Below are 25,246 nucleotides of genomic sequence, written 5' to 3'. Positions count from 1 at the left end.
CCGCGTTATTATATTACATCAATTACATCTTCGCTTTAATGCTTGCCTTAAGATTCCTTCGTGCCTCGGAATGACGAGGCGCAAAGGGTATACGTTTCTCTTTACGGTATTGCGTCATCGCGAGGAACGTGGCGATCTCAAGGCGCCATGTTATTTTATTACATCAATTACATCTTCGCTTTACTGCTTACCTTAAGATTCCTTCGTGCCTCGGAATGACGAGGCGCAAAGGGTATACGTTTCTCTTTACGGTATTGCGTCATTGCGAGGAACGTGGCGATCTCTAGGCGCCATGTTAGTCTATCCCATTGTACAAATCACTCCAATTCGGATTTTGCTCCGTTATTAAATCTAGCTTTCTCTTACGATTACCTGATTTCAATTGCTTCTCATAGGCTATTGCTTCCTCTATTGAATGAAAACCTTTGTAATAAACTAATAGGTTAACACCATATCTTGCGGTAAATGATTTGGCGTGAAATTTTGTTTTATGTTCATATATGCGTTGTTTCAATTTTGATGTTACACCTACGTATAATACTTGGTGTGTTTTATTTGTTAATATGTAAACGGCTCCTCCTCTTTCCATGTGTAAATGAGTTTTGTTACGATTGAAGATAACAAAAACACCTAAACTATAGAATGCTTTACTGCTCGCCTTGAGATTCCTTCGTGCCTCGGAATGACGAGGCGCAAAGGGTTTACGTTTCACTTTACGGCATTGCGTCATCGCAAGGAACTTGGCGATCTCTAGACTACTCGTATTTATACTAATGCTTCTTTTTATCGCGGTAAATGCAATTGGTACTATTACACTCAATGCAAACATGATCGTTGTATTTTACATCCGTACCAATGCCCATAATGCCGCTCACTGATTTTACGGGGTGCATTAAGCACGATTCGTTAATAGTAACGCCTGCAAACTGCTGCGGAAACAGCGAAAACAATTTACTTTGCTCCGCTACATCCCAGTCGCAATAGCCCGGACTATAACGATTGGTATTGCTGAGGCCGATTTTTTTGAGTTCTGCATTCAGCTCATTTTGAATTTGGTCCATGGCTTTTTCTACCATCACCGAACCAAGGGTGTCTAGAAAGTAGCCCTCCACCAATTCGCCCGCATTCATGAGTTCTTTAGAACGTGAGCTGACTTCGTTGCCTGCCGTACAAATAAAAAATACATAATGAGAGCTACGCTTTAGGTAAGCGGTAATTAGTTTACCGGTGTCAAAAGTGATATTATTCGTTCTGATTTTACCTTTCTCTGCTTCTTGGGCTTCCACAAAAACATAACCGCCTTTTATTGATTTGACGCTGGATAGCTTCTGAATTTCTGAATTTAAGAAATCACGATACATTTCAATCATATCGCCCATGGGAGCAAGCTCTTCCAAGTCCTCAATTGTGATATTTAAATCGTTGATGGAGAAGCAATACTCCTTTATATTATTTGCTACTATTTCCATAGTTTTTATTTTAGTTTGTTTCTGTGTGTTCTCGCCTTGAGATTCCTTCGTACCTCGGAATGACGCAATAACGTGGGATTCACAGCTTCTTTTTTTGCTACTGCTCTACGCAGTATTTCGTCATCGCAAGGAACGCAGCGATCTTAAGGCGTGCTGTAAATCTCATTTTCATTTAGCATTTGTTTTTTCTTTTAATTATTGTGTCATCACCTTGAGATTCCTTCGTGCCTCGGAATGACGCAATAACGTGGGATTCACAGCTTCTTTCTAGCTACTGCGCTGCACGGTATTGCGTCATCGAGAGGAACGTGGCGATCTTAAGGCGCCTAGTTAATCACTCCTATTCGGTATATTTTTTAAATAGTTTTCGTAGGGTTATAACGTTGAGTTTATGCCCAAAGGCGATAATTTCACTTGGTCCAACATAGTTGTAAATAATTTGGGTTTGAAGATTGTTGAACACACTATTTACCATTAAAACACTTCCGTTACACAGATTCACATAGCCCTTTATACGCGGACAGATTTCTTGCAACTCTTTAACAAAGAGCAATAGCTTTAGCTCTTCAATTTTATTGTGTGAGCGCAATACACATGCATTTAATTCTTCGGGTCTGCCACCCGATGCGTGTCCCTGATACTGTGCGGCGGCTTTACCGGTATTGCTTTGGCAGATAGCTTCCCAATTTACTTTGGCATAGCTCGTTTTTTCAATAGTAGCGTAGGGGTTTAATTCTTTTATTTGCTGGTTAATATCGTTTAGATCGGCCGTAAACAAGTCGGTTTTATTTACAATGATGGTATCGGCAATCATGAGTTGATGCTTAAACCGAATTAATTTATTGAGTCCTTTTACAAAGTTTGGTGCATCAACCATGCTTACAATTTGATTGAGTCTCACTTTATTGGCCAGGCTTGGCATATCTAGTAGCTCAATAATACTGATGGGGTCAGCTAAACCGGATGCTTCCAGAAAAATCATTTCGGGTTGGTGCACTTCAATGAGCTCGAGCATGGTTTTTTCAAAGCTTCCCAATTGACATACACAAAAGACAGAGCCATTGTTAATTTCTACCAAGTGGAAATCGTCGTTGGTACGTTTCAATTCTTTGCCATCAAAACCAGTTGGGGCAAATTCGTTTTGAATTACCGCAATTTTATGCTTGGGAGCCAACTCGGTAAGCAAATTCTGAAGGAGGGTGGTTTTGCCACTGCCTAAAAATCCGCTAATTAAATTGAATTGAATCATGCTGCTTAGTTTAATTATTAAGTATAAAAGCCCTTTAACACAGAGTAATTAGGTGTTCGTTACACGGTTATTAGCTCTAAAGTAGAGCCAATTAGGTGTAAGTTAGAGCTTATTAATGCCTCCCGTACAGAGTAAATACCTGTAACTTACAGGGTATTATTGTGAAATGTACAGGTAATTACCCCTAAATTAGAGCTTGTTATGGCCTTCTGTTCAGGGTAGACAGCTCTAATTTTGCCCTTGTATTGCCTTAAAGTAGACCTTTTATAAGCTACCTATGTATGGTTTATGATTGCTTTAATTATTTACTTCGTTCTCGCCTTGAGATTCCTTCGTGCCTCAGAATAACGCAATAACGTGGGATTGACAGCTCTTTTTACGCTACTGCTCTACGCAGTATTGCGGCATCGTGAGGAACGCGGCGATCTTAAGGCCTGCTGTAAATCTCATTTATAACTTATCATTCACCATTTATCATTTTCTCGCGCTAGGGATTGAAGCGGCATCCTTTGTGAGCCCTTTTTGGCGAAGCAAAGATATAGCGCAAAGCCCGACCCGCAGGGGAGCGCCCTTATTATTAAAACAAAAAGTGATTTCCAAGGCTTTGTTTCCGCAGCCAAGGAATCACTTGGAGATTTTTTCCGATACTAGTTTTTCTCGGCTAAATAGTGGTCTATTTTAGCGGTGATATCTTGTATTGGTGGTATTTGCGATATGAACTCAATGTTGCCGTCCATAACAATGGTTGGTAGGTTTTTAACGCCTAGGGATGCCATCATTTGTACGCCTTCCATTTCTTTTATGCGGTGCTCTTTATACACTACTTTGCCACCATAGCTTTCGGCTGCGCGATTAACGGCATCAACCATGTATTGGCATGGTGCACATGATGAAGAATCGAGTGTGATGATGTCGATCACTACTTGCTCTTTCGACCAGTGTGATGATAAATCGAGCAATTCGATACCGGCGGTTTGTGCTTCAGAAGCTCTTAACTCACCTTGCAATACTTCGTTGTGAACCAACTCGCCCACGGCAATGAGGTTTTCTTTTGGCGTTTCCATGGCTAAATCGCAACCCGGCGCAAGTATAAAACCTTTTTTACCGCCAATATCCATACACTCTAAGGCATCGCGACGTGAAGCTTCCTCGTCGCCCATTAATAATACTACGGTAAGTTTTATGTTTCCGCCAAAGCTAACATTATGCTTAAGGGCCATGTCGCGTACAAAATCCAAAGGAATATTCTCGTCGATTGAGATATTATCGGGTTTTGTTTTGCACATTTCCTCAATGTTTTGCTGTGCGTTACCACAAACAAAGAACGAGCTTAGGGCATCGGCTTCGCGCACCATTTCATTAATTTCGGTGATGTATGGTGTTACGAATGTTTCAAAACTCATTGGATCGATCTGACTGGTCATAGGATCAACAATGGCAATTACATCGGCTCCTGCCTCAATGTAGTTTTGCGCCATCATTTTAGCCACATCGGTGGTAAAGCGCATTAACTTGTGCGTAGCTTCGGGGTCCATCATCATTTGCATGAAGATATCGGTACCCAAAAGGTGAAGGGCCAAGGTAAAAGGACCAGTGATTAAACCATACAGGGCAATATCAGGGTGCTGATCGCGAAGCTCGCGCGTGGCATCCATTACCATTGGTATACGGGCCTTGCAGGCACATGGTACTTTTAAATCGTCGAGTGTTTTGCCTTCCATAAGTGGATGCGAAACTACTGCTGGTGGGTTATCATCGGCCCAAGCTAATTTACAACCCAATGCTTCTGCTTCAATTTGTAAATCGAAGGCTACGGGAATACCATCAGGATTATATAGCTTGATGGCTTCGTTAACGCCTTTAACAATGTTTTCTTTGGACGATAAAAACTCAGTAGCTGTTTGATTTAATAGTGCTCCGGCGTGTGATCCTACAAATGGAACCCATGGAATACGCTCTACTTCTTCGAGGCGCATTGCCTTCTGTATTAGTTCTAATCCTTTCATTCTTTTAGTTTGATTTATTTAGTTTTAAATTCTTTTAAGTGGTAATTGTGTTGATAATAGTATTGCAATATTGTGTTGGGCTGTCTGCCCAAACCCGACTTACTTTTTGTTCTTGATGACAAAAACTAAGGAAAAAACATCAAGGCTGCTTTTAAAATATCTTTCTTATTTAAAACTGAACTTAAGTGCGGCCGAGTGATTTTCGAGCACAGCTCTCAACTTCTCGGTCTTACTAAAGTTCAATTTTAAAACAAAAGCCATTTTAAAAGAGGCCACCTAAGCGAGGCGCTCAAAAGCAATACCTCATTTAAATATTAGGCACAAGCAACGTTGCCGATGTCGGTTACTCTACTTGGACCTGTACTTATGACTTTTAAGTTTTTATATTCTGCCTTCAGTCTTTATTCTAAATCCTAAATTACGATGCTAAAGCATTTAAATATTCAACCACTCCTTGTGGATCGGCATTGAAGCTATCGGCACCAATTTTTTCGCAAAACTCTTGGTTTACCGGAGCACCGCCAATACATACTTTAATATTGCTATCTTTTTCTTTTATGGTTTTTACAATTTTTTCCATGTTGCCCATGGTTGTGGTAAGTAGTGCTGAAAGACCTATTACGCTACCCGGATTTTTCTCGGCTGTGGCAATAAAGTCTTCGGCTTTTACATCGGTACCTAAATCAATTACCTCGTAGCCGTTTCCTTCAACCATCATAGAAACTAGGTTTTTACCAATATCATGAAGATCGCCTTCTACGGTTCCTAAAATAAATGTGCCTTTACGCTCTGCAGCACCCGATGCAAAAAATGGTTTCAGATGCTCCATGCCTGCTCCCATTGCCTTTGCACTCATTAATACTTGAGGTACAAAAACCTTATTTTCGCGGAATTTATTACCTACTATTTCCATACCTACCATTAATCCTTTTTCGAGAATATCGGCCGGAGAAACTCCAGCATCTAAGGCTTGTTTTGTTAGTTCATCAGCACCATCTTGCCCCTTCATTGTTGGAGGATAAGGTGATTTTGCATCAATTTTACCTGTATCGACACACGCTGCAATTTTTTCTAATAGTTCTTCCATAATATTTTAGTATTTATTCTGAGGGTAATGCAGTGCTCAACAACAACGAACAAGCAATGCATTGTTAACAATGTTTTTTATTTTAAGTATTGAGTCAGAAGTTGATGGTAACTGCCATATTACCTTTCAGTTTGCTGACTATTATTTATTACAATATGTTTTTGGCGCTTCGCCCAAGCCCGACTTACTCTTCTTTTCTTGATAAAAGAAAGTAAGCAAAGAAAATCAAGGCTGCTTTTAACATCACTTTCTTATTTAATTCCTGCTTAAGTGCGGCCAAGTGATTTTCGAGCGAAGCTCTCAACTTCTTGGTCTTACTAAAGCACTCATTAAAACAAAAGCGATTTTAAAAGAGGCCAACTAAAAATGGCGCTTAGCTTTTGCTTATATTCTATTCAACAGTTTTTATAATGATCTCGTTAGATTCAAAATTTCCTGATTTAGCTGATACTTTTATTTCGCCAGCTTCGCGGGTGCTTTGTACCAACATCATGGCTCTACCATTGTGAGTGGTAATGTAATTCGATTTGTGTTTTTGCACATTTCTATCCCAACCATTATCAACGCCTATGTTAACGCCATTGCCTTCTACATTAAAAACAAATTGATAATCTAAATCAGGAATTAAATCGCCATTCTTGGTTTGAACAAAGGCCTCTATGTGAACCACATCGTAGCCATTGGCTTTCATTTGTGTTTTATCGGCTTTTAGTACAATTTTGCCCACCCACTTTGCGGTTTTAATGGCATAATCGCTTTCTGCTTTTTCTTGATTTATACCCACTGCTTTAATTTCGCCAGCTGCATAGGGAACCAAATATTTTACAATATTGTCTTCAAAGTCGGCAGGGCTTTTTATGCCATAGCTTTTATTATTAACAAATAGCTCTACTTGCGGACTATTACTAAACACCTCAACAAATACAGAGTCGCCATCCTTGTAATTCCAGGTTTGTTCCACATCGTCGAACAACCATTTATCTAGCCAATTATGTACGCGATTGTCCACCCATTTGCCATCGCTATAAATCCATTGTGCCTTTTTTGCATGTTTGGTGGCTAAATATGTATACGGTTTATCGCTCCAAAGCGTGCGGAAGAAATGACCGCGTGGAGTATAAAATCCGCAAAAGTCGAGCAGCGAAATCTCTAACCCTTTCCAAGGAAAAGGGCCTGACTCACCGAGATAGGCAATACCTGTCCATAAAAAGATACCCGACATAAAATCACGATCTCTAATATCTTTCCACTCTTGATAGGTTCCCCAATTTTCAGAACCATACATTATTCTATTTGGGTAATTTTTATGATCCTCGTCGTAGTTAATAGCACGGTAGTTGTATCCTATTACATCAGGTACATCAAAGTAGCCTGTCATATTTCCGGCCTTTGGCAATACGCCACCTGTGGTTACAAAACGTGTGGTATCCACTTCTTTAAACCATTTTTGAATTAATTCGGCCGTTTCCTTTAGTTCGTCTACATCACTTCCTGTTTCTTCTATCAGCACTTGATTGTCTAGGCCTTGTGTACTCTTCTCCATTTTCCAGTAGTAAGGATAAGTCCACTCAATTTCGTTACCCATACTCCACATAATAATAGAAGGATGATTGCGCGTGGCACGTATCATATCTTTGGCATCGCGCTCGGCCCATTCTTCAAATATATCGCCATATCCTACATGGTTCTCAGGCAATACATCCTTTGCAAAACGAGAGGTATTCCATTTTTGCTTATTGCGCTTCCACTCATCAAAAGCCTCGTTAATTACCAAAAAGCCCATTTCATCGCAAAGCTTTAATAGGCCTGGATCGGCAGGATTATGCGAACAACGAATGGCGTTTACACCAATTTCTTTGAGCGTATTTAATCGGCGTGCCCATACATCCTTAATAAAAACGGCACCTACAGCACCCGCATCGTGATGCAAGCAAACACCTTTCATTTTAACAGGCTTCTCATTTAAGTAAAACCCAGTGTTGGCATCAAAGCGAATTGAACGTATTCCGAAGTCTGTGCTATAGTTATCAACTACTGTTTTTCCATCAATAATCTCAATTTCGGCAGTATATAAGTTTGGTGTTTCTATGCTCCAAAGCTTTGGGTTCTTCAGTGCTATGGATACCTTAAAAGTATCTAACTGAGCTAAGGCACATTTTAGTTTCTTTTGTGCAATTACTTTTCCGGTACCATCTTTAATGATTGCTTTTACCGAAGCATTGCTTAGTTTTTTGTTGGTGGTTTTAACTACAGTATGAATATCAACTGTGGCTTTTTTTTCGCTAACTAGAGGAGTCTCTATCCATGCACCGAATTGAGGAATATAAGTTGTGGCTGTATTAATTAAGCGCACATTACGGTAAATGCCTGAGCCGGTATACCAACGCGAATCGGCAAACTGCTCATGGTCTACTTTTACAGTTATGGTATTTGATCCACCATAATTAAGGTACGCGCTCAATTCGTAGCCAAACACACTATAACCATAAGGTCTTTTGCCCAGGTAATGCCCGTTAATCCACACCTCCGAATTGTTATATATGCCGTCAAACTCAATATTGGTAACGGTATTTTCCCAATTGGCTGGCACTTCAAATGTTTTACGATACCAACCAATGCCTGTTGGTAAAAATCCGGTAGAACCTGATGTTTTTTCTGTAGTGTACGATTGCTCTATGCTCCAATCGTGTGGCAAGTTTAAGGTGCGCCAAGCCGAATCGTCGAAGTTTTGCTTCACTGCCTCAGGCGCATCGCCTAGTAAAAACTTCCAGTCGAAGTTAAAATCTTCAGTCGATCTTGGGCCTTGTGCCAAGGTTACTGCAGAAAGACATAGTAATATAAGTGCCGTGCAAAGGGTGCTTTTCATAATCAAAAAATAAATAGATGTGTGCCAATATTTTGTATGCTCAATCTATAAATTAAGTATCAAGAATACGGCTGTATTCTCGATACTATATAGGTGTTATTTTAGTTGTTCTTGCGCTATCTCAATAAATTTCAGGATATTCTCCTTAGTGGTATCACTTTCTACCGAGTGAGATGGAGAGAAAATATATCCGCCATTTTTACCCAAGTCGATTAGTGCTTTAGATTCTCTTTCAACATCTTCAACAGAACCGAATGGTAAAGTTTTTTGCATTGATAAACCACCATGGAAAGCCAATTTACCTTGGTACATTGGTAATATTTCGTTAATGTCCATTACCTCTGGCTGAAATGGGTTAAAGCAATTTAAACCACACTCAATTAAATCAGGGAATAACTCGTCCACATCTCCACAAGAGTGAATCATCACATATTTTCCGTTATCACGCGCAAAACCGTACATACGCTTAAGCTGTGGATACACAAATTCTTTCCACGTATCGTATCCGAAAATTAAACCATGTTGTTGCCCCCAGTCATCGCCAAAGTAAACTGCATCAATATCATACTCCATTGCCTTTTTAATTTGCTCAATATTGTAGTCGGCAATTTTTGTAAATAACTCATGTACAAAATCGGGGTACATCATAAAATCCATCAGCAGATTCTCCATACCGCGCATACTCCAAGCACGCTCATATAAGCTAAACCCAATTTGAAACACACGAAATAAATCGGGCTTCTTTGCTATTTCAGGTTCTATGTTGGCAAAAAAACGTGGATCGTGCGGATCTGGGAATTTCACGCCTTCCATCGAAGGTTCGCTAATTACAAAGGGAGCACTGGCATCGCCAATATCTTTATCAATAGACCTGTCCCAAATTACACCAAATACATCCTGAAACATATCGGGTTCAACTTCTTCAAAAAAACCAATATCACTACCTAAGTTTAATATGTGGTTTCCTAAAACAGGATCAAGATCATCAACGCCATAATGCTCTTGAAGCATTTGTTTTGGTTCTTCTGTAAATTTAAAAGACCATGGTACATAAGGAGGCTTTTTACCATCCAAAACCATTTTTACTACTTCTCTTTTTGTCATGGATTCTAGATTTTTATCTGTCCTACAATTTTAGGGCATTGATGTTAAAAATATTTAAGTTATATTGCCAACACTTTAGTTATATTATCATGTCGTACATACATAGAGAAAATAATGTTAGTTATGCCGAGTTTGAGAAGGTAGAAGTGTCACAAAGTGTTTCCTTTAAAGTAGGGAAATATGAATCGGCCTTTTTCGAACGCCCATGGCATTACCATCCCGAGTTTGAGTTACTTTTAATTACCAAAGGCCACGGCATGCGCATGGTTGGCGATCACTTTGAGAAATTTGAAGAAGGCGATTTGGTATTACTGGGCGCTAATTTACCCCATGCCTGGATTTCGGATCAATCCTATCTGCAGCCCAATAACGATGAAACCTGCGAATCTATCTACATCCAGTTTAAGAAAAGTGTATTCGGAACCAATTTTATTGAAATACCCGAGCTAAAAAGTATTCGTACCATTTTGCACAAATCAGAGCGAGGCGTAAAAGTTACAGGAAAGGATAAGGAATATATAGTTTCGGTAATGACCAATATGATTTATCAGAAACCCATTGAGCAACTTTTGCTACTCATAAAAATGCTCGACGTAATATATAATACCGAATATGAAGTTTTGGCTTCAGGACACTACCACCAGCGCCAGATATTCAAGAATGATAAAATGACCAAGGTGCATAACTATATTATGCGCAGTTTTAAAGAAGAAATTACCATTGAATCGTGTGCAAGTGATGTTGACATGACAGTGACTTCCTTTTGCCGGTTTTTCAAAAAGCACACCAATGTAACCTTCTCGGTTTACGTAAATTATTTACGAATTAATCTGGCACAAAAATATATACTAAACACCGAAATGCCCATTAAAGAAATCGCCTTTGAGTGCGGCTTTGTATCCATCGCTTATTTTAATCAGGTGTTTAAAAAACTAACAGGCGTTTCGCCATTGGTATTTAAAAAGAAGCAATTAAGGAGTACACAATAATAATGGCGCTTTATCCAGCTATTCGCTATAGCCACTGCAATGTGCCATAAGTTTGTCTAGCTTGTACGTGTGCTCCTAAAGTCGCATCCGCCAAACAAGTCAAACTAAAGCCCCATTACATTGGGCTGCCGCTACTATCTGGGCGCTGCAAAAAAAAACACAAGCGAGGGAAATAAAAAAGACCACCCTAGGGCAGTCTTTATATAATATTATATAGAAGTAATTATATTACAACTTGAAAGCTTCCTTTATAGCATCCACATAATCCAACTTCTCCCAGGTAAATAGCTCAACCTCAAATTTCTTTTTACCAAAATAAGGCGATTCAATTTCTTTAACTACCACTTCTGGTTTTCTACCCATATGGCCATATGCTGCCGATTCCTCGTAAATAGGGTTACGAAGCTTTAAGCGGTCTTCAATAGCAGCCGGACGTAAATCAAATATTGATTTAAGTTTTTCTGCAATTTCGCCATCGCTTAATACTACTTTAGCAGTACCATAAGTGTCAACAAAAACACCAACCGGTTCAGCAACACCAATAGCGTAGGCTAGCTGAACTAAAACTTCATCAGCTAAACCAGCAGCCACAACATTTTTCGCAATATGGCGCGAAGCATAAGCAGCAGAACGATCTACCTTCGATGGATCTTTTCCAGAGAAAGCACCACCACCGTGTGCACCTTTTCCTCCATAAGTATCCACAATAATTTTACGACCGGTTAAACCTGTATCGCCATGCGGACCACCAATTACAAATTTACCTGTTGGGTTAACATGTAATATAATAGTATCATTAAACAAAGCTTGAACGCGTTCTGGCAATAAAGCTTTGGTACGTGGTATTAATATATTCTGAACATCGTCTTTAATTTTTGCCAACATTGTTGCCTCTTCATCAAAGTCGTCGTGCTGTGTAGATACTACAATAGTATGAATACGTTGCGGTTGGTTATCATCGCTATACTCAATAGTAACCTGACTTTTAGAATCCGGACGAAGGTAAGTCATCTCTTTCCCTTCTCTACGAATAGCTGCTAACTCAATTAACAATTGGTGCGAAATCTCTAAAGCCAAAGGCATATAGTTATCTGTATCGCGCGATGCGTAGCCAAACATCATACCTTGGTCACCGGCACCTTGCTCCATTCTTTCAGCTCTATCAACCCCTTGGTTAATATCTGCTGATTGCTCATGAATAGCAGAAAGCACACCACAAGAGTCGCCATCAAAACGATATTCACTTTTGGTATAACCAATTTTGTTAATCACTCTTCGTGCAACTTCCTGTACATCAACATAAGTTTTTGAACGTACTTCCCCTGCCAAAACAACCTGTCCTGTGGTTACTAAAGTTTCACAAGCCACTTTTGAATCTGCATCAAATGCAATAAAGTTGTCGAGTAATGCATCTGAAATTTGATCAGCTACTTTATCAGGGTGCCCTTCAGATACTGACTCAGACGTAAATAAATATGCCATAATATTTTAATTTTAATCTCATTATATTCCTAACATCAAACTCCTATATACTGTATATTGTTTATATGTAGAATAATATAGATAATGTGAATAATAGGATAGCAAAAAGGTAAGAAGCCATTTTAGCACTTTTTTTAAGTGGTTGCAATCAGTCAAATCCATCCACTATCCGAAAATTTCTGACGCAAAACTACAAAAGTTTCGTTTTATCCTCAACAATAAAGTCGATTTTTATCGTAATTTATAGAGATATAACAACTGAGAATATTTTTTTTACTATCCTAAATTATTGATAGCTAGAGTGCGAAATAAAAACCTTGAGTTTTTTTACAAGAATTATTTGGAGGTAAAGGAATTTGCTATATCTTTGCATCCGCATTTGAGACAGAGAGTATCTCTTCCATGCAAACAAGGTCCGTTCGTCTAGGGGTTAGGACGCCAGGTTTTCATCCTGGTAACAGGGGTTCGATTCCCCTACGGACTACAAGTAAAAAAGTTAGGTCATAAATACAAACGACAGATGGCAAATCATAAATCGGCGTTAAAAAGAATTCGTCAAGCAGAGAAAAAAAGAGTACACAATAAGTACTATGCAAAAACTACTCGTAATGCAGTAAAAAACTTGCGTAATGCAGGTGAAAAAGAAGCTGCTGCAGAGATGTTCCCAAAAGTTGCATCTATGCTTGATAAGTTAGCCAAAAGAAACATTATTCATAAGAATAAGGCGTCTAACTTAAAATCTAAGTTAGCTAAGCATATCAATAAACTGTAATTACAGTTTAGCTCGGTCCGTTCGTCTAGGGGTTAGGACGCCAGGTTTTCATCCTGGTAACAGGGGTTCGATTCCCCTACGGACTACATACATAATGAATTCTATATAAGTTATAGGATTTTTTATATTGGAATTGTAATATCTATTAATCTAATTAATAGATGTAAATAAAAACTGAAATACAGTTGTTCGGTCCGTTCGTCTAGGGGTTAGGACGCCAGGTTTTCATCCTGGTAACAGGGGTTCGATTCCCCTACGGACTACATAAAGCTTTCATGATACATTCATGGAAGCTTTTTTTATGCCATAGTTTTTGAGGGAATCGTATTAGTTTTATATCTTGATGATTCACTAATCTTTAACCTCAAATGGATTATCAAAAGCTAAGCATAAAAAGTTGGGCTGTAGAAGATCGCCCACGCGAAAAACTAATTGCAAAAGGAATTACAAGCCTTTCAAATGCTGAATTAATTGCCATACTAATTGGGTCAGGTAATCGAAATGAATCAGCGGTCGAATTATCAAAACGTATCTTACAGTCTGTTGATAATAATTTAAACGAGCTTGGAAAACAGTCGATTGAATACCTTCAGAGTAATTTTAAAGGAATTGGAGAAGCGAAAGCAATTTCGATAGTAGCAGCTCTTGAGCTTGGAAAGCGCCGTAAACAAAGTGAGATTCGCGTAAAACCCCAAGTTAATTCTAGCAATGATGTGTATGAATTAATGCACCCTATTTTAGCGGATCTCCCCCATGAGGAATTTTGGATTATTACTTTAAACAGAGCTAATAGAGTTATATCAACAAACAAAATTAGCCAAGGTGGAATATCCGGAACCGTAATTGATACCCGCCTAATTATGAAAACCGCATTAGATCAGTTGGCAAGCTCAATTATATTGTGCCACAATCATCCTTCTGGTAATATCAACCCTAGCCCTCAAGATAAAACGATCACCAATAAATTAAAGGAGGCAGGTAAAGTTATGGATATTCCAGTGTTGGATCATATTATTGTTACGGATAATGGGTATTATAGTTTTAGTGATGAGGGGGAGGTTTGAGAAAGTTAACGTCTAAGGAAATCAATCATTTTATAAACTCCGACTCTTTGCAGAATCTTCCCAAATCTTATATGCCTGCTTAGTTCAAGATTATTATACAGGTAGTTGCAATAAAAATCCTCATCAAAAAAGATTGATTTTTTGTAATATTCCCACCAAAGGTCTCCAAAAAGTTTAGGTTCATTCCAAGGTTTAGCTAAGATATAGTGGAATATAGAGGGTTCTTTAATTAAAACGCCTTGCTCTATACTAGTTAAAGTGTAATTATACTTATTAGGAAGAAAGTATATGTCATTTTGGAATATAATATTTAATATATCTTGATCTTGAAATTTAAACTTTTTGACACTCATTTCTTTTATGGTTTTTTTATAATCATATTTGCTGTTAATGTTTGTATTGTTAAATAGAAGGACGCCTGCATTTATATAACAGCTAGGCTTAAGGTTTAATTTGTGTATGTATTTAATTTGTGTTTTATTCTGAAAGTTAGGGTGTTCCTGTACTCCTGCAATTGATTTTCCAGAAATGTCAAGTGCAAATAAGTCAGAAATATCTTTATTAATAATAACATCAACATCACAGTATATAACCTTTGGGATATCGCCTAGAATTGTAGGGATAAGTAATCTATAATAACTTTCAATTGTTACATCTCTAACTTCGTAACTGTTATGAAAGCTATTTTTAACATCGATAAAATTAAAAGAACAATTAGTGTATTTATTCTGTATAGATGTTATTTTATTAATGTTTGTCTTATTTAATCGACTAGAAGAGTATAATATATATATAGTATAATAAACACCCTCTTTGGTGTTTTTCAAAAGAGATGTAATGCAAACCCCTGCAGGAATTGTAAATTTATTATCAAAACTAAAAACTATTGGGATATTCATAACTATTTGATGATATCTGATTTATTATTCTTAATATATATGAAGAAGAAGCAAGTGTACATTAGAATAAAATATATTCCATTTTCAATAGCATAGTATAAATTTAAGGGCATTTTTAGTGATATTAATATCTTGGCTAAACTTATCATCAGAATACCTGATATGATTTCTGTAATTATGAAGATTTTAATATTTTCTCGAGCAATAAATAAAAAACCTATTACCCATGCTAATATTTTAAAGAAATCACCTATTACTTGCCAAATATATAATGTATACATAAGACTAAATGACTCTGTAAATAATATATTAACAATGTGCCTTTTAAGTAAAAATGACGATATTCCTCCTATTATTAAAAAAGGAATTAATGTTATTAATGACTTATGAACCTCTTTAATAATATCCCTATTTGTTTTTAAACTAGAAAAGGTAGGTAGAAAATAATAAGTAAAAGACATTGTAACGAATGAAATATAACTGAAACTTATTTTGTTCATTCCATCCCATATTCCGGCAGATTCCCACGATGAGTCGGACGTAATAATTGTACGGATCACAGTTTGAGATACCGGAGTTAAGATACCTGCAACTAATGCCATAAAACTATATTTACTTAAATTTTTTAGGGCTTTTTTTGAGAATGCTATTTTTTGTGTATTTAATAGCTTTACTAATCTTGGGATATTAAGTGTCAAAGGGAATATAACTAAGAATATCTGTGCCCATAATAATCCATCGAGGTTTAATGTATATGCAGCTAATAGCCCTATTATAAAACCGGAAGTGGAAATTAATATGTTGATATTAACATATTGTTTAATCTGCTGAAGGCCATTTATATATGAAATGTAGCCATTTAGAATGGAGGAACTTAGAAAGTATATTCCGGATAATTTTATAACATTGTTATATTCGGATGAATTAAATAGAATAATTGAAATTTTATTTGAGAATATAAGTGCTATGGCACTAGTACACATAGATGATATAATAATTATTATTAATGCACTAGAAAAGTATATTTTTTGTCTTTGGGGAGCGGATTGATTGGATGAAATATATTTTATAATCCCATTATTGAATCCTAGGCCAGAAATGTTAGAACCTAGTTGAAGAAAATTTTGTAGTTGGCTAATAATTGCCATACCGGAAGGCCCAACAAACAATGCAAGGACTTTAATATTTAATACTCCTATTACTAGCCTAACAATTACTTGTGTAGAGTTTTGAAGCCCCGATTTTATTAACTGATTTCTTTTGAGTATTGTGAATATTTTGTACTTATGCAATGTTTCAATAATTATGGTTATACGAAGATACCAATTTGGAAGTAATATTCATTAAATATGGCCTAATCATCCTGTTTATTTAATTACAATGAATTTGATAAAAAGATTATGAAGATATTATTGGTTGGAGAGTTCAGCGGTTTACATGCTATTTTAGCTGAAGGTTTGAGGCAGGAAGGGCATCAAGTAACAGTTATCTCTGAAGGATGTGGCTGGAAGAATTATCCTCGTGATATAGACTTAAACTTTGGAAGATTTCGTCTACTTAAATCCGTACTAAAAATTGCTTTTAATATCCATAGGCTTATTGGTTTTGATGTTGTGCAACTTATTAACCCATGTGCATTACATGCTTTGCCTAAAAAAAATATGTTATTCTATAAATTCATTAAAAGATTTAATAAGAGTGTATTCTTGGGTGCAAATGGGGATGATTATTTTATCGTTTCTTATGGTTTGACTGGTAAATATTCTAAATCTATTTTTTCGCACAAAGACTTGTTGGCTGATGACTTTATTACAGAATTTACTTTAAGGTGTTTGGACGATGATTTTAAACAACTCAATTTAAAGATAGCAAATGAGTGTGATGGAATAACAGCTTGTTGTGCCGAATATGAAATCGCGTACAAAGAAAAATACTCTGATAAATTAACCTTTATTCCTTTGCCAATAGATACTTCGGAATTTAATTTTTGTAACAGTATTTCGGAAGAAACGGAAAAAATAATATTTTTTTTAGGGCACTATAAATATAGAAGAGTGCTTAAAGGTACTGATATAATTGAAAAGGTACTATTGCGATTAAAAGATTCATATCCTGATGAAGTTGAACTTAGAATTGTTGATTCCATTCCATTTGATGAATATAAGAATTTGATGGACTCCTCACACGTTCTTGTGGATCAGCTATACTCCTATGGGTGTGGCATAAATGGCGTTCTAGGAATGTCAAAAGGTTTAATAGTTGCTGGTGGAGCAGATTCATATATGTATCAGTTAATAGGAGAAGAAGATAATCAGCCACTTGTTAATTTACCTGTTGATGAAGAAGAAATGTTTATAGTTCTTGAAGAGCTTATTAAGAATAAAAGAGACTTATTTACGTTAGCTAAGGAGACTAGAGAATTTTCCATTAAACATCACAACTATATAAAAGTTGCAAAGCAGTATGTTGATTTTTGGGAATCTAAAATAAGCCAGTAGAAATAAGGTTTATTTCAATTATTACCCTCATTATATTTATACAATACTATAGTTGAATTGATAACTCTGGACCTAATATTATATACACAACTTGTACAAGAAATCAGGGATGTTTGTACAAACCTCTGAGTAAAATTAGTGTTAAAGTTATAAAGTATGAATTCTTCTTTAAGAAAATATATAAGATTTGTTCTATTGAAATAGAAGTCTGGAAATATTCAATGGAGCTTATCCGCTTCATTAAAATGGACTCTAAATATTATGTTTATTATATCGTCAGAATAATTTCTTTAATAAATAGGTATTACCAGTTGCCCTGCATTAGAACTTTTACTAGTGAAATATGATACTCATAGAGTATTTATAACAAAAATGTAATGAGTCCATCGACAATAAAGTTTTGTGGGATTTAAACCAAGTTTGTACATCTTGACTTACAGAAATAAACGCAAAAGGCATCAGGAATGCTTTGGGAAACATAAAGCGAATTTCTTTATGTGCTGCGACCTTGTAAAAAAATAAGCCTGATCATGATTCTGAAGCAAATTTAATTGATAGATAAGGTGTATCCCAAAATAGGTAGTAGATTGGGATAAACTTCTTATTTGCAATAAAGCCCTTGGTTTTCTTGATGAAAAATAAAACTTAATACAACTGGTACTAACCGAAGAATGATTAAAGGAGTGTATATCAATGAGGTTAATTTTATCAAGAAAAAATATACTTACTTGTATCGTTGACCTAATCTTAGCTTCCTACTCCCATGCCAAGTCTTTAATCTTTGAATGCCTTTGTTTTTGAAATGCAAATTCAACTGTCTAACAGTGCTCATAAGGAAAGTGATAACCTTACGGATTAATATAATCGGTAATTATATTGCTTAATTTAATTGAACCTTCTTTATTTAAATGATCAGCATCATAGAAGTCTTCGTTAGTAAAACGATTATCTTTTAAAAGGTTTAGGTAGTCTAAATCCCCAATACTCTTTAGCTCTTGAATTGTTTCTTGCATTCTATCTAATTGACTATTATCTAAATGTTCATAGTAATATTTAGAGGTAGGTGTGGTTAATAGTAAAAGTCTTATTTTATTTCTATTGCAAAAATCAACGAATTGCAATAGCGTCTGCTTATTAGCAGCTAAGTATTGAAAATCAGATACCGTGTGCCGTTTTGCCGCACTATATCCTGTTTTCTCTAGATTTTCACTACTATATGCACCATAGTTTGTTCCCCATCCTAACTCAGAGGAAGTTATAGCATATTCATTATAAAATATATGATTAGCAAACCTCTTGAGGTTAGTAAATAATTTATTGCCTATTAATTCACTATTAAATTTTAACTGTTTTGAAGTGTGAATCCCATAGTATATATTGTAGTTCTTTATGCGCCATTTTTCAACGCCACAATCTAGGATCTCAAACAAAGATGCATATGAGATTGTAATGATTATTTGTTCGAGAGATTCAAAGTTTGTTGAATATTTGTTTAAAATTTCCCAGTCATAATTCAAAGTCTGTGATATATACGAGGCATTAAAGCAACTATGTTTAAACAATGTAGGGTTTAAACCGTAATAAGCATGCGAAGTTCCAAATATTAAAGTTTCGGTATTCTGATATGGTTTCTCTAAAAATTCCTTCTTGATTTTAAAATCATTGGGTAATGCTCTCAAATAGATCTCTAAAATAATACCGAATATAAATATCGTTCCACCAAAAGTTAGGCAATTTTTATAGAAGTATTTCATACTTAAAATTGAAAATATATGAATTGTTGTTCATCTCCATTAAATTGTAGAATAATAATAATAATAAAGAAATAACATGCCCACCTTAATGTTTTAGGCATTATAATAGGGAAATTTTCTAATGCATATTGTTGTCTTCTAGATAGCCATTCTACCAATATAAAAGCTATAATTAAACAGAAAAAAACGAGCTCTTTGGCTTGAAAGTCAATATTAGGGATTGTAAATAATGACTTAGAAAAAATTTTATTAATTATTGAGAATGCCTGATTAATATTCTCCGAGCGAAAAAACACCCTAGATAATCCAGTTAAGAAAAATACTAATATCATTTGATAGCACTCAATTAAGTTCGGAAAATATCTATTCTCAGCAACAACATTAGTGTAACTGCGGTTTTTATTTGTTAAAATCAGAGGTAAAAAGTATACTGCGTTTATAAAACCCCAAATAATGAAGGTCCAGTTTGCTCCATGCCAAAAACCGCTGATTATAAAAATTATAAAAATATTTCTGACTTTCTGCCACGTGCTTCCTCTACTTCCACCAAGTGGTATATATAGATACTCTTTGAACCACGAGGATAAAGATATATGCCAACGACGATAAAATTCTGCCATATTCCTCGAGAAGTAAGGAAACGCAAAATTCTGCTGTAGTTTTATTCCAAATAGTCTAGCTGTCCCAATAGCTATATCTGAATAACCTGAAAAATCTCCATATAATTGAAAATTAAATAATATAACAGCTAAAAACAAAGTACTTCCATGAAAATTTTGTGTATTGTTATATACATCTGAAACTAACTCACCACATCCATCTGCAATTACAACCTTTTTAAATAAACCCCATAATATTTGCCTCAATCCATCGTTTGCTTCGTGTAAATTAAATACACGTTTCTTTATTATTTGAGGGAGTAAATTAGATGCTTTTTCAATAGGACCAGCAACTAGTTGAGGAAAAAAACTAACGAAAGCGGCAAACGCTATAAAATCCCTTGTACATTTTACCTTTCTTCTATACACATCAATAGTATAACTCATTGTTTGAAATGTATAAAAACTAATACCAACAGGAAGTATAATATCCAAAGTATTGTCATTTATTTGATAGCCAAAAAATGTAAAGGCATCTGTAAATGCTCCGATAAAAAAGTTATAATACTTAAAGAAACCAAGCATTCCAATATTTGCGAGTATACTAACTGAGAGCAATACTTTTCTGTGAAACAAACGGTTTTCATAGGAGAGTTTAATACCTATAATATAATCTATAATTATACTAAAGATTATTAGTGCCAAGAAATTCCAATTCCAGTAACCATAGAAAAAGAAACTTGCTAAAACAATAAGTATATTTTGATGTTTTACTTTTGCTAATACCGACCAATATAAAACAAAAACTATCGGTAGAAATATTGCAAAATCAATTGAATTAAATGGCATGTTCTAACAATTATAGTTTTATTTTATTGTTGTCTGCAAATTATAAAGAGGATAAATTTTAGCTTCAAACTTTTCCTTAGTTTCGATTAGGCTCTTATTTATTGTCCCATCAGGGTTAAGGTTTGTACCAAAATCAATATACACTGAGTTTTCCCACGCATATTGAATTATTTGTTGTCGTACGTGATAGAGAAATAAAGACCGAAAAGACATAAATATTATAAAACTATATTCGAATATGCTATTTTTATTGGAATTGATAACTTGTATCATAATTGTAGTCAATCATTGGATATGATGTTGCACCAAATCTTTCTTTTAGATATAATAATTTAGTATTTATAATGTTAATGTCGTCCATACAATTGCCCAAATCAACATAATCGACAGAATCTTTATATTCATTTATAAAACTATAATATAAGGCATGTGAGGCTCTGTTTTTTCTACCGTCTTCGCTAGCTGCTAAATATTGTAGTTTTACAATATGATTAAATACATACAATATGGCACCAGCGTCAATTTTATTAGTTGTTTTATTTTCGACAGTATATAAAAAAATACCTTTAGGAAATCTTTTCTTTAGAAATGAAATCTCATCAAGAGAGTGTACTGGTTTTGTTTTGTGAAACTTTTGTAAGTTAGTTTCTAAGATACTCCAGTATTCTTCAAGCCTATCTGAAAATCCTATTTTGAACTGATTAAGTTTCAATTTTCTTTTTTCGATACTGCTTTTGGGGAATGTATGATGTTTTGTGAATATGCATGTTGACAATTTCAAGTCAGAATAGTTATTGAAGGATCTTCTATATAGGTATTCCTGTGTCTGATTCTGTGTTTTTGAATATATGGATGGAGTTAATTTTACTCTAATGGTATTGATTTTGTAGGACAATAAGAATTTATTAATTGAGTTGTAAGCCTCCTTAATAAATTCATAGCTTTTATTAACAGCTGGAATTAGACCTCCAAATGTAAGCCCAAAATGACTTCGTAATTCATTACCTATAATATGAGCAGGAAAGACAGCGGCAATCTTACGTTTTTGATAAACTAAAAGCGAATAATCTTCAAACCTATCCTTATGATATTCCATATAATCACGATAAAACATAAATACTGGAATATCAGACTTCCCCACAAAATCATCCCATTCTTCTTTTCTATCACTAGTATACCTTATTACCTTTATCATACTAATTCTTTAAAAGTATCATAATTTCTATAATAATCATCTTCGTTGTATAACTCAGAGGCCATTACCAATACAGTTCCTCCTGAACTAAAGTTTTTAATTTCTCGCCATATACCAGGAGTAATTAATAAGCCCTTCGAAGGATTGTTTAAGAAAATATCACGAGTATTTTGGCCATCATCAATAGTGATTGAAAAACTACCGCTTGCTGCAATTATTATCTGAAATAATTCCTTATGCGCATGCCCTCCCCTTTCTGCACCAGAAGGAATATCATAAGTGAAATACACTCTTTTTATTTCAAAAGGAATAGAATTGTTGGATTCCACAAGGGATAAAGAACCCCTATCAGAATGTTTTTTGGGGATATCGATTATGGTGCAATCGTCAATGGTATATTTCATCTAAACTAACTTGTTATAAGATTCAACATACTCCTCAAAATCTCTAATATAGTCATCCTCGTTATACTTGCTATCTGTAATAATAAGACATACACTGTTGGATATGAAGCTCGTTATTTTGCGCCAAGTCATAGGTGGAATTAAGATTCCTTTGTTGGTTTCATTTAGCTCAAATGAGCTTTTAATATTTCCCTCTTGTGTTTCCACCGTAAATCCTCCTGCCAAAGGAATAATTAATTCTGTAGTGCTTTTAAAAGCATGCTCTCCCCTCGCCTCGCCGCCAGGCACATCATAAATCCAATATACACGTTCTATTTTAAAAGGGATTTGATTATGATCTTCTAAGAAGGTAAGATTCCCCCTCAGATCCTTTATTTTCGGAAGTTCTATGTATTTGATGTTGCTTTGCATATTAGGTAAAGAGTTCTTTTATATCTTTGAACGCTGGCAAAATTATATTATTATAATTTCGGATACAAAACTAATAGAGTTACGTTAAAACTGTGTCTTTTGATGATACCATTTTTAGATTTAAAGAAACAAAACCTCCTACATAAAGCAGAATTGATGAAAGCCGTGGAAAAGGTGATCGATTCTGGCTGGTTTATTTTAGGCAAAGAATGTAAGCAATTCGAAAAAATATTAACCGAATTTGTTGGTACTAATTATGCCATAGGAGTTGGCAATGGATTAGATGCCCTTACACTAATTTTCAATGCTTATAAAGAATTGGGCAAATTAAAGGATGGTGATGAAGTAATTGTACCTGCCAATACCTATATAGCCTCAGTACTTGCCATTACTAACAACAAGCTTATTCCTCTATTTTCTGAACCTGATGAAACCTATTACAACCTAAACCCTGAACAAGTTATAAAAGACATTACCCCAAAAACGAAAGCTATTTTGGCGGTACACTTATACGGTCAAGTTACCGATTTTAGTGAAATCCAAAACATTGCAAAAAAATATAATTTATTACTTATTGAGGATAACGCACAGGCCATTGGTGCAAAATATAAGGGAGTTAAAACGGGTGCGCTTGGCGATGCAGCAGGATTTAGCTTTTACCCGGGTAAAAACCTTGGTGCACTTGGTGATGGTGGGGCTGTAGTTTCAAACAATACAGAATTAATTGCAACCGTAAAAGCAATAGCTAATTATGGTTCTGATAAAAAGTATGAAAACAAATACAAAGGGGTTAACTCACGTTTAGACGAAATACAAGCGGCTATATTAAGTACTAAAATTAAATTTATTGATCAAGAAAATCAGCAAAGACGTGGGATTGCAAACAAATACCTTTCTGGAATTGCCAACCCGTTTATTACTTTACCTGCTGTTCAAAAACAAGAACAACACGTGTGGCATTTGTTTGTTATACAAACAACGAAACGAAAACAATTAGTTAAGTATTTAGATGAAAAGGAAATTGGCTGTATGATACATTATCCAATTCCTCCGCATAAGCAAGAGGCTTTGTCTGAGTATAATTACTTATCTTTGCCACTGAGCGAAAAAATTCATAAACAAGTATTAAGCTTACCCATTTATCCATCCCTAAGCCACAAGGATGTTTCGTATATTATCGAAGCCATTAATGAGTTTAGAATTTAATACATCAACAAAATAAAATTTTATGGATACCCATATTTTCAACAAACAAAATTCGTTATTCAACCAGTTTGTAGCGGAAATAAGAGATAAAAACATTCAGAAAGACCCAATGCGTTTCAGAAAGAACATTGAGCGTATGGGCGAAATATTGGCCTACGAGATTAGTAAAGATCTAAATTACCGTAGCGTTGATATTGAAACACCACTTGGTATTTCTCATGAGTTTGTATACTCTGATAAGGTAGTTATTGCCACCATATTAAGAGCCGGATTACCTTTACACCAAGGTGTATTGAACTATTACGATGATGCAGAAAATTCATTCGTATCAGCTTATCGCAAGTACACTGAGAAAGGTGATTTCGATGTTCATATTGAATATATAGCTTCTCCTTCAATTGAAAATAAAGTAGTAATACTAACAGATCCTATGTTAGCTAGTGGTGCCTCTATTGAATTAGCTTACAAAGCCTTATTAACAAAAGGAAATCCAAAGCACATTCATATTGCTACGCTTATTGCTAGCGAAGAAGGAGTTGAATATGTTAAAAACAATATGCCTAGTGATAAAACCACACTTTGGGTTGGTGCAGTGGATAAAGAACTGAACGACAAAAAGTACATCATCCCTGGTATTGGTGATGCAGGTGATTTAGCCTACGGAAGCAAACTTTAATAAAACCATTTTAAGATATTAAGGTTACAAGCTCATTGGGTTTGTAACCTTTTTTATTTTAGTTTTCTTGCCCAACATTTATCCTCACACTCATCGCTTAATTCTGAAATACTCTTTTTTAATAACGGATGATTAAAATCTGACCACAATTCATTTAACGGGAGTAATGTAAACAAACGTTCGTGTAAATGAGGATGAGGAATTATTAAATCCGACTCATCAACAATTATATCATCAAAAAAAAGAATATCAATATCTATTAACCTCCCTTCGTAATGCGTGCTTGTTTTTTGCTTTCGGCCTAACTCTCTCTCAATATTTTGAGTAGCATCTAATAATTCTCTAGCTGAAAATGCCGTTTCTATTTCAATTACTTGATTTAAGAAATTTTGCGCGTGTTCAAATCCCCATGGTTCACTTTCGTATAGTTTCGATTGTTTAATAACATCACCAATTTCATTAGATAATAAATCTCTGGCATGTTTAAGTGTAGTTTTTATATCGCCTAAATTACCGCCCAATAGGAGAATGACTCTATGCATAAAGTTTTGTTAAATCAATAATCAGAATAATTAAGTATCTTTCGGTACAAATTTATGTTTTTCTTAAATCAATACACTCTTAAATGCTTTTATTAAGAGTAGTTAGATAATTAATAACTTAACTT

The 25,246-nt window shown here is 35.3% G+C and carries 22 protein-coding genes and 3 tRNA genes; 9 read left to right on the top strand and 16 right to left on the bottom strand.

Features of this window, described 5'->3' with window-relative positions; all coding sequences use genetic code 11:
* Nucleotides 1-295: 295 nt before the first annotated feature.
* The 7 genes from A8B35_RS08235 to A8B35_RS08205 all read right to left on the bottom strand — a co-directional run bounded on the left by A8B35_RS08235 (nucleotide 296) and on the right by A8B35_RS08205 (nucleotide 9,781).
* Nucleotides 296-589, bottom strand: coding sequence for a GIY-YIG nuclease family protein (locus A8B35_RS08235; protein ID WP_068472281.1), 294 nt, complete (start codon nucleotides 587-589; stop codon nucleotides 296-298).
* Nucleotides 590-770: 181 nt separating this feature from the next.
* Nucleotides 771-1,469: a vitamin B12 dependent-methionine synthase activation domain-containing protein gene (locus A8B35_RS08230; protein WP_068472278.1), complete on the bottom strand. Its 699-nt coding sequence runs from the start codon at nucleotides 1,467-1,469 to the stop codon at nucleotides 771-773.
* A 340-nt stretch (nucleotides 1,470-1,809) separates the two neighbouring features.
* On the bottom strand, nucleotides 1,810-2,718 hold the full coding sequence (locus A8B35_RS08225; protein WP_068472276.1) for a GTP-binding protein: 909 nt from the start codon (nucleotides 2,716-2,718) through the stop codon (nucleotides 1,810-1,812).
* Nucleotides 2,719-3,365: 647 nt separating this feature from the next.
* Nucleotides 3,366-4,724, bottom strand: a complete 1,359-nt coding sequence (locus A8B35_RS08220; protein WP_068472274.1) for a uroporphyrinogen decarboxylase family protein — start codon at nucleotides 4,722-4,724, stop codon at nucleotides 3,366-3,368.
* A gap of 418 nt (nucleotides 4,725-5,142) precedes the next feature.
* Nucleotides 5,143-5,811 carry a cobalamin B12-binding domain-containing protein gene (locus A8B35_RS08215; RefSeq protein ID WP_068472272.1) on the bottom strand — a complete coding sequence of 223 codons (669 nt, stop codon included), beginning with the start codon at nucleotides 5,809-5,811 and terminating at the stop codon, nucleotides 5,143-5,145.
* Between the two features lie 391 nt (nucleotides 5,812-6,202).
* Nucleotides 6,203-8,677: a sugar-binding domain-containing protein gene (locus A8B35_RS08210; RefSeq protein ID WP_068472270.1), complete on the bottom strand. Its 2,475-nt coding sequence runs from the start codon at nucleotides 8,675-8,677 to the stop codon at nucleotides 6,203-6,205.
* Between the two features lie 96 nt (nucleotides 8,678-8,773).
* Nucleotides 8,774-9,781 carry a uroporphyrinogen decarboxylase family protein gene (locus A8B35_RS08205; protein ID WP_068472268.1) on the bottom strand — a complete coding sequence of 336 codons (1,008 nt, stop codon included), beginning with the start codon at nucleotides 9,779-9,781 and terminating at the stop codon, nucleotides 8,774-8,776.
* 89 nt (nucleotides 9,782-9,870) lie between these two features.
* Between A8B35_RS08205 and A8B35_RS08200 the strand changes: the two genes are divergently transcribed.
* The gene (locus A8B35_RS08200) at nucleotides 9,871-10,770 is read left to right on the top strand and encodes an AraC family transcriptional regulator (RefSeq protein ID WP_075602653.1); all 900 of its coding nucleotides are present in this window, start codon (nucleotides 9,871-9,873) and stop codon (nucleotides 10,768-10,770) included.
* A gap of 228 nt (nucleotides 10,771-10,998) precedes the next feature.
* On the opposite strand, the gene metK is transcribed toward A8B35_RS08200, so the two are convergent.
* Nucleotides 10,999-12,252, bottom strand: a complete 1,254-nt coding sequence (gene metK / locus A8B35_RS08195; protein WP_068472265.1) for a methionine adenosyltransferase — start codon at nucleotides 12,250-12,252, stop codon at nucleotides 10,999-11,001.
* Nucleotides 12,253-12,664: 412 nt separating this feature from the next.
* Here metK and A8B35_RS08190 point away from each other — a divergent pair.
* The 5 genes from A8B35_RS08190 to radC all read left to right on the top strand — a co-directional run bounded on the left by A8B35_RS08190 (nucleotide 12,665) and on the right by radC (nucleotide 14,088).
* Nucleotides 12,665-12,736 (top strand) — tRNA-Glu (locus A8B35_RS08190).
* 36 nt (nucleotides 12,737-12,772) lie between these two features.
* Nucleotides 12,773-13,024: a 30S ribosomal protein S20 gene (gene rpsT / locus A8B35_RS08185; RefSeq protein WP_068472263.1), complete on the top strand. Its 252-nt coding sequence runs from the start codon at nucleotides 12,773-12,775 to the stop codon at nucleotides 13,022-13,024.
* Between the two features lie 14 nt (nucleotides 13,025-13,038).
* Nucleotides 13,039-13,110 (top strand) — tRNA-Glu (locus A8B35_RS08180).
* A gap of 105 nt (nucleotides 13,111-13,215) precedes the next feature.
* Nucleotides 13,216-13,287, top strand: a tRNA-Glu gene (locus A8B35_RS08175).
* A 105-nt stretch (nucleotides 13,288-13,392) separates the two neighbouring features.
* Nucleotides 13,393-14,088 (top strand): RadC family protein, encoded by a 696-nt coding sequence (gene radC / locus A8B35_RS08170; protein ID WP_068472261.1) that lies wholly within the window; start codon nucleotides 13,393-13,395, stop codon nucleotides 14,086-14,088.
* A gap of 5 nt (nucleotides 14,089-14,093) precedes the next feature.
* Here the strand turns inward: radC and A8B35_RS08165 are convergent, their stop codons facing one another.
* Nucleotides 14,094-14,987: a glycosyltransferase family 8 protein gene (locus A8B35_RS08165; protein WP_068472259.1), complete on the bottom strand. Its 894-nt coding sequence runs from the start codon at nucleotides 14,985-14,987 to the stop codon at nucleotides 14,094-14,096.
* A gap of 2 nt (nucleotides 14,988-14,989) precedes the next feature.
* Nucleotides 14,990-16,279, bottom strand: coding sequence for an O-antigen translocase (locus A8B35_RS08160; RefSeq protein WP_068472258.1), 1,290 nt, complete (start codon nucleotides 16,277-16,279; stop codon nucleotides 14,990-14,992).
* Nucleotides 16,280-16,387: 108 nt separating this feature from the next.
* Here A8B35_RS08160 and A8B35_RS08155 point away from each other — a divergent pair, with 108 nt between their 5' ends.
* Complete coding sequence (locus tag A8B35_RS08155) at nucleotides 16,388-17,485, top strand: glycosyltransferase family protein (protein ID WP_068472255.1); 1,098 nt, start codon at nucleotides 16,388-16,390, stop codon at nucleotides 17,483-17,485.
* A gap of 848 nt (nucleotides 17,486-18,333) precedes the next feature.
* On the opposite strand, the gene A8B35_RS08150 is transcribed toward A8B35_RS08155, so the two are convergent.
* From A8B35_RS08150 to A8B35_RS08125, 5 genes are all read right to left on the bottom strand, one after another.
* Nucleotides 18,334-19,239 carry a hypothetical protein gene (locus A8B35_RS08150; protein ID WP_068472252.1) on the bottom strand — a complete coding sequence of 302 codons (906 nt, stop codon included), beginning with the start codon at nucleotides 19,237-19,239 and terminating at the stop codon, nucleotides 18,334-18,336.
* A gap of 2 nt (nucleotides 19,240-19,241) precedes the next feature.
* Complete coding sequence (locus A8B35_RS08145; protein WP_068472251.1) at nucleotides 19,242-20,687, bottom strand: MBOAT family O-acyltransferase; 1,446 nt, start codon at nucleotides 20,685-20,687, stop codon at nucleotides 19,242-19,244.
* A 247-nt stretch (nucleotides 20,688-20,934) separates the two neighbouring features.
* Entirely contained in the window at nucleotides 20,935-21,882 is a 948-nt protein-coding gene (locus tag A8B35_RS08135; RefSeq protein WP_068472247.1) for a hypothetical protein, read from the bottom strand.
* The gene (locus A8B35_RS08130) at nucleotides 21,879-22,286 is read right to left on the bottom strand and encodes a sugar 3,4-ketoisomerase (RefSeq protein ID WP_068472245.1); all 408 of its coding nucleotides are present in this window, start codon (nucleotides 22,284-22,286) and stop codon (nucleotides 21,879-21,881) included. Before A8B35_RS08130 ends, A8B35_RS08135 begins: the two co-directional genes overlap by 4 nt.
* Complete coding sequence (locus A8B35_RS08125) at nucleotides 22,287-22,697, bottom strand: sugar 3,4-ketoisomerase (RefSeq protein WP_068472243.1); 411 nt, start codon at nucleotides 22,695-22,697, stop codon at nucleotides 22,287-22,289.
* 102 nt (nucleotides 22,698-22,799) lie between these two features.
* On the opposite strand from A8B35_RS08125, the gene A8B35_RS08120 reads away from it, so the two are divergent.
* A complete protein-coding gene (locus A8B35_RS08120) occupies nucleotides 22,800-23,903 on the top strand; it encodes a DegT/DnrJ/EryC1/StrS family aminotransferase (protein WP_068472241.1) in 1,104 nt (367 codons plus the stop codon).
* Between the two features lie 22 nt (nucleotides 23,904-23,925).
* A complete protein-coding gene (gene upp / locus A8B35_RS08115) occupies nucleotides 23,926-24,579 on the top strand; it encodes a uracil phosphoribosyltransferase (RefSeq protein ID WP_068472239.1) in 654 nt (217 codons plus the stop codon).
* Nucleotides 24,580-24,632: 53 nt separating this feature from the next.
* Here upp and folK read toward each other — a convergent pair whose 3' ends face one another.
* The gene (gene folK, locus A8B35_RS08110; protein WP_068472238.1) at nucleotides 24,633-25,121 is read right to left on the bottom strand and encodes a 2-amino-4-hydroxy-6-hydroxymethyldihydropteridine diphosphokinase; all 489 of its coding nucleotides are present in this window, start codon (nucleotides 25,119-25,121) and stop codon (nucleotides 24,633-24,635) included.
* Nucleotides 25,122-25,246 lie beyond the last annotated feature (125 nt).

It is taken from the genome of Saccharicrinis aurantiacus, assembly GCF_001660705.2.
GTDB classification, from domain to species: Bacteria; Bacteroidota; Bacteroidia; order Bacteroidales; family Marinilabiliaceae; genus Saccharicrinis; species Saccharicrinis aurantiacus.
The sequence above is the reverse complement of the archived record's forward strand: the minus strand, read 5'-3'. Positions and strand labels throughout refer to the sequence as shown.

What these genes read in the sequence shown, in the direction of transcription:
- A8B35_RS08145 (WP_068472251.1), bottom strand. Translation starts at nt 20,687, where the DNA reads ATGCCATTTAATTCAATTGATTTTGCAATATTTCTACCGATAGTTTTT.
- A8B35_RS08130 (WP_068472245.1), bottom strand. Translation starts at nt 22,286, where the DNA reads ATGAAATATACCATTGACGATTGCACCATAATCGATATCCCCAAAAAA.
- A8B35_RS08165 (WP_068472259.1), bottom strand. Translation starts at nt 14,987, where the DNA reads ATGAATATCCCAATAGTTTTTAGTTTTGATAATAAATTTACAATTCCT.
- folK (WP_068472238.1), bottom strand. Translation starts at nt 25,121, where the DNA reads ATGCATAGAGTCATTCTCCTATTGGGCGGTAATTTAGGCGATATAAAA.
- A8B35_RS08235 (WP_068472281.1), bottom strand. Translation starts at nt 589, where the DNA reads ATGGAAAGAGGAGGAGCCGTTTACATATTAACAAATAAAACACACCAA.
- A8B35_RS08200 (WP_075602653.1), top strand. Translation starts at nt 9,871, where the DNA reads ATGTCGTACATACATAGAGAAAATAATGTTAGTTATGCCGAGTTTGAG.
- A8B35_RS08210 (WP_068472270.1), bottom strand. Translation starts at nt 8,677, where the DNA reads ATGAAAAGCACCCTTTGCACGGCACTTATATTACTATGTCTTTCTGCA.
- A8B35_RS08205 (WP_068472268.1), bottom strand. Translation starts at nt 9,781, where the DNA reads ATGACAAAAAGAGAAGTAGTAAAAATGGTTTTGGATGGTAAAAAGCCT.
- radC (WP_068472261.1), top strand. Translation starts at nt 13,393, where the DNA reads ATGGATTATCAAAAGCTAAGCATAAAAAGTTGGGCTGTAGAAGATCGC.
- A8B35_RS08135 (WP_068472247.1), bottom strand. Translation starts at nt 21,882, where the DNA reads ATGATAAAGGTAATAAGGTATACTAGTGATAGAAAAGAAGAATGGGAT.
- A8B35_RS08220 (WP_068472274.1), bottom strand. Translation starts at nt 4,724, where the DNA reads ATGAAAGGATTAGAACTAATACAGAAGGCAATGCGCCTCGAAGAAGTA.
- A8B35_RS08155 (WP_068472255.1), top strand. Translation starts at nt 16,388, where the DNA reads ATGAAGATATTATTGGTTGGAGAGTTCAGCGGTTTACATGCTATTTTA.
- A8B35_RS08150 (WP_068472252.1), bottom strand. Translation starts at nt 19,239, where the DNA reads ATGAAATACTTCTATAAAAATTGCCTAACTTTTGGTGGAACGATATTT.
- A8B35_RS08120 (WP_068472241.1), top strand. Translation starts at nt 22,800, where the DNA reads ATGATACCATTTTTAGATTTAAAGAAACAAAACCTCCTACATAAAGCA.
- rpsT (WP_068472263.1), top strand. Translation starts at nt 12,773, where the DNA reads ATGGCAAATCATAAATCGGCGTTAAAAAGAATTCGTCAAGCAGAGAAA.
- metK (WP_068472265.1), bottom strand. Translation starts at nt 12,252, where the DNA reads ATGGCATATTTATTTACGTCTGAGTCAGTATCTGAAGGGCACCCTGAT.
- A8B35_RS08215 (WP_068472272.1), bottom strand. Translation starts at nt 5,811, where the DNA reads ATGGAAGAACTATTAGAAAAAATTGCAGCGTGTGTCGATACAGGTAAA.
- A8B35_RS08230 (WP_068472278.1), bottom strand. Translation starts at nt 1,469, where the DNA reads ATGGAAATAGTAGCAAATAATATAAAGGAGTATTGCTTCTCCATCAAC.
- A8B35_RS08125 (WP_068472243.1), bottom strand. Translation starts at nt 22,697, where the DNA reads ATGCAAAGCAACATCAAATACATAGAACTTCCGAAAATAAAGGATCTG.
- A8B35_RS08225 (WP_068472276.1), bottom strand. Translation starts at nt 2,718, where the DNA reads ATGATTCAATTCAATTTAATTAGCGGATTTTTAGGCAGTGGCAAAACC.
- upp (WP_068472239.1), top strand. Translation starts at nt 23,926, where the DNA reads ATGGATACCCATATTTTCAACAAACAAAATTCGTTATTCAACCAGTTT.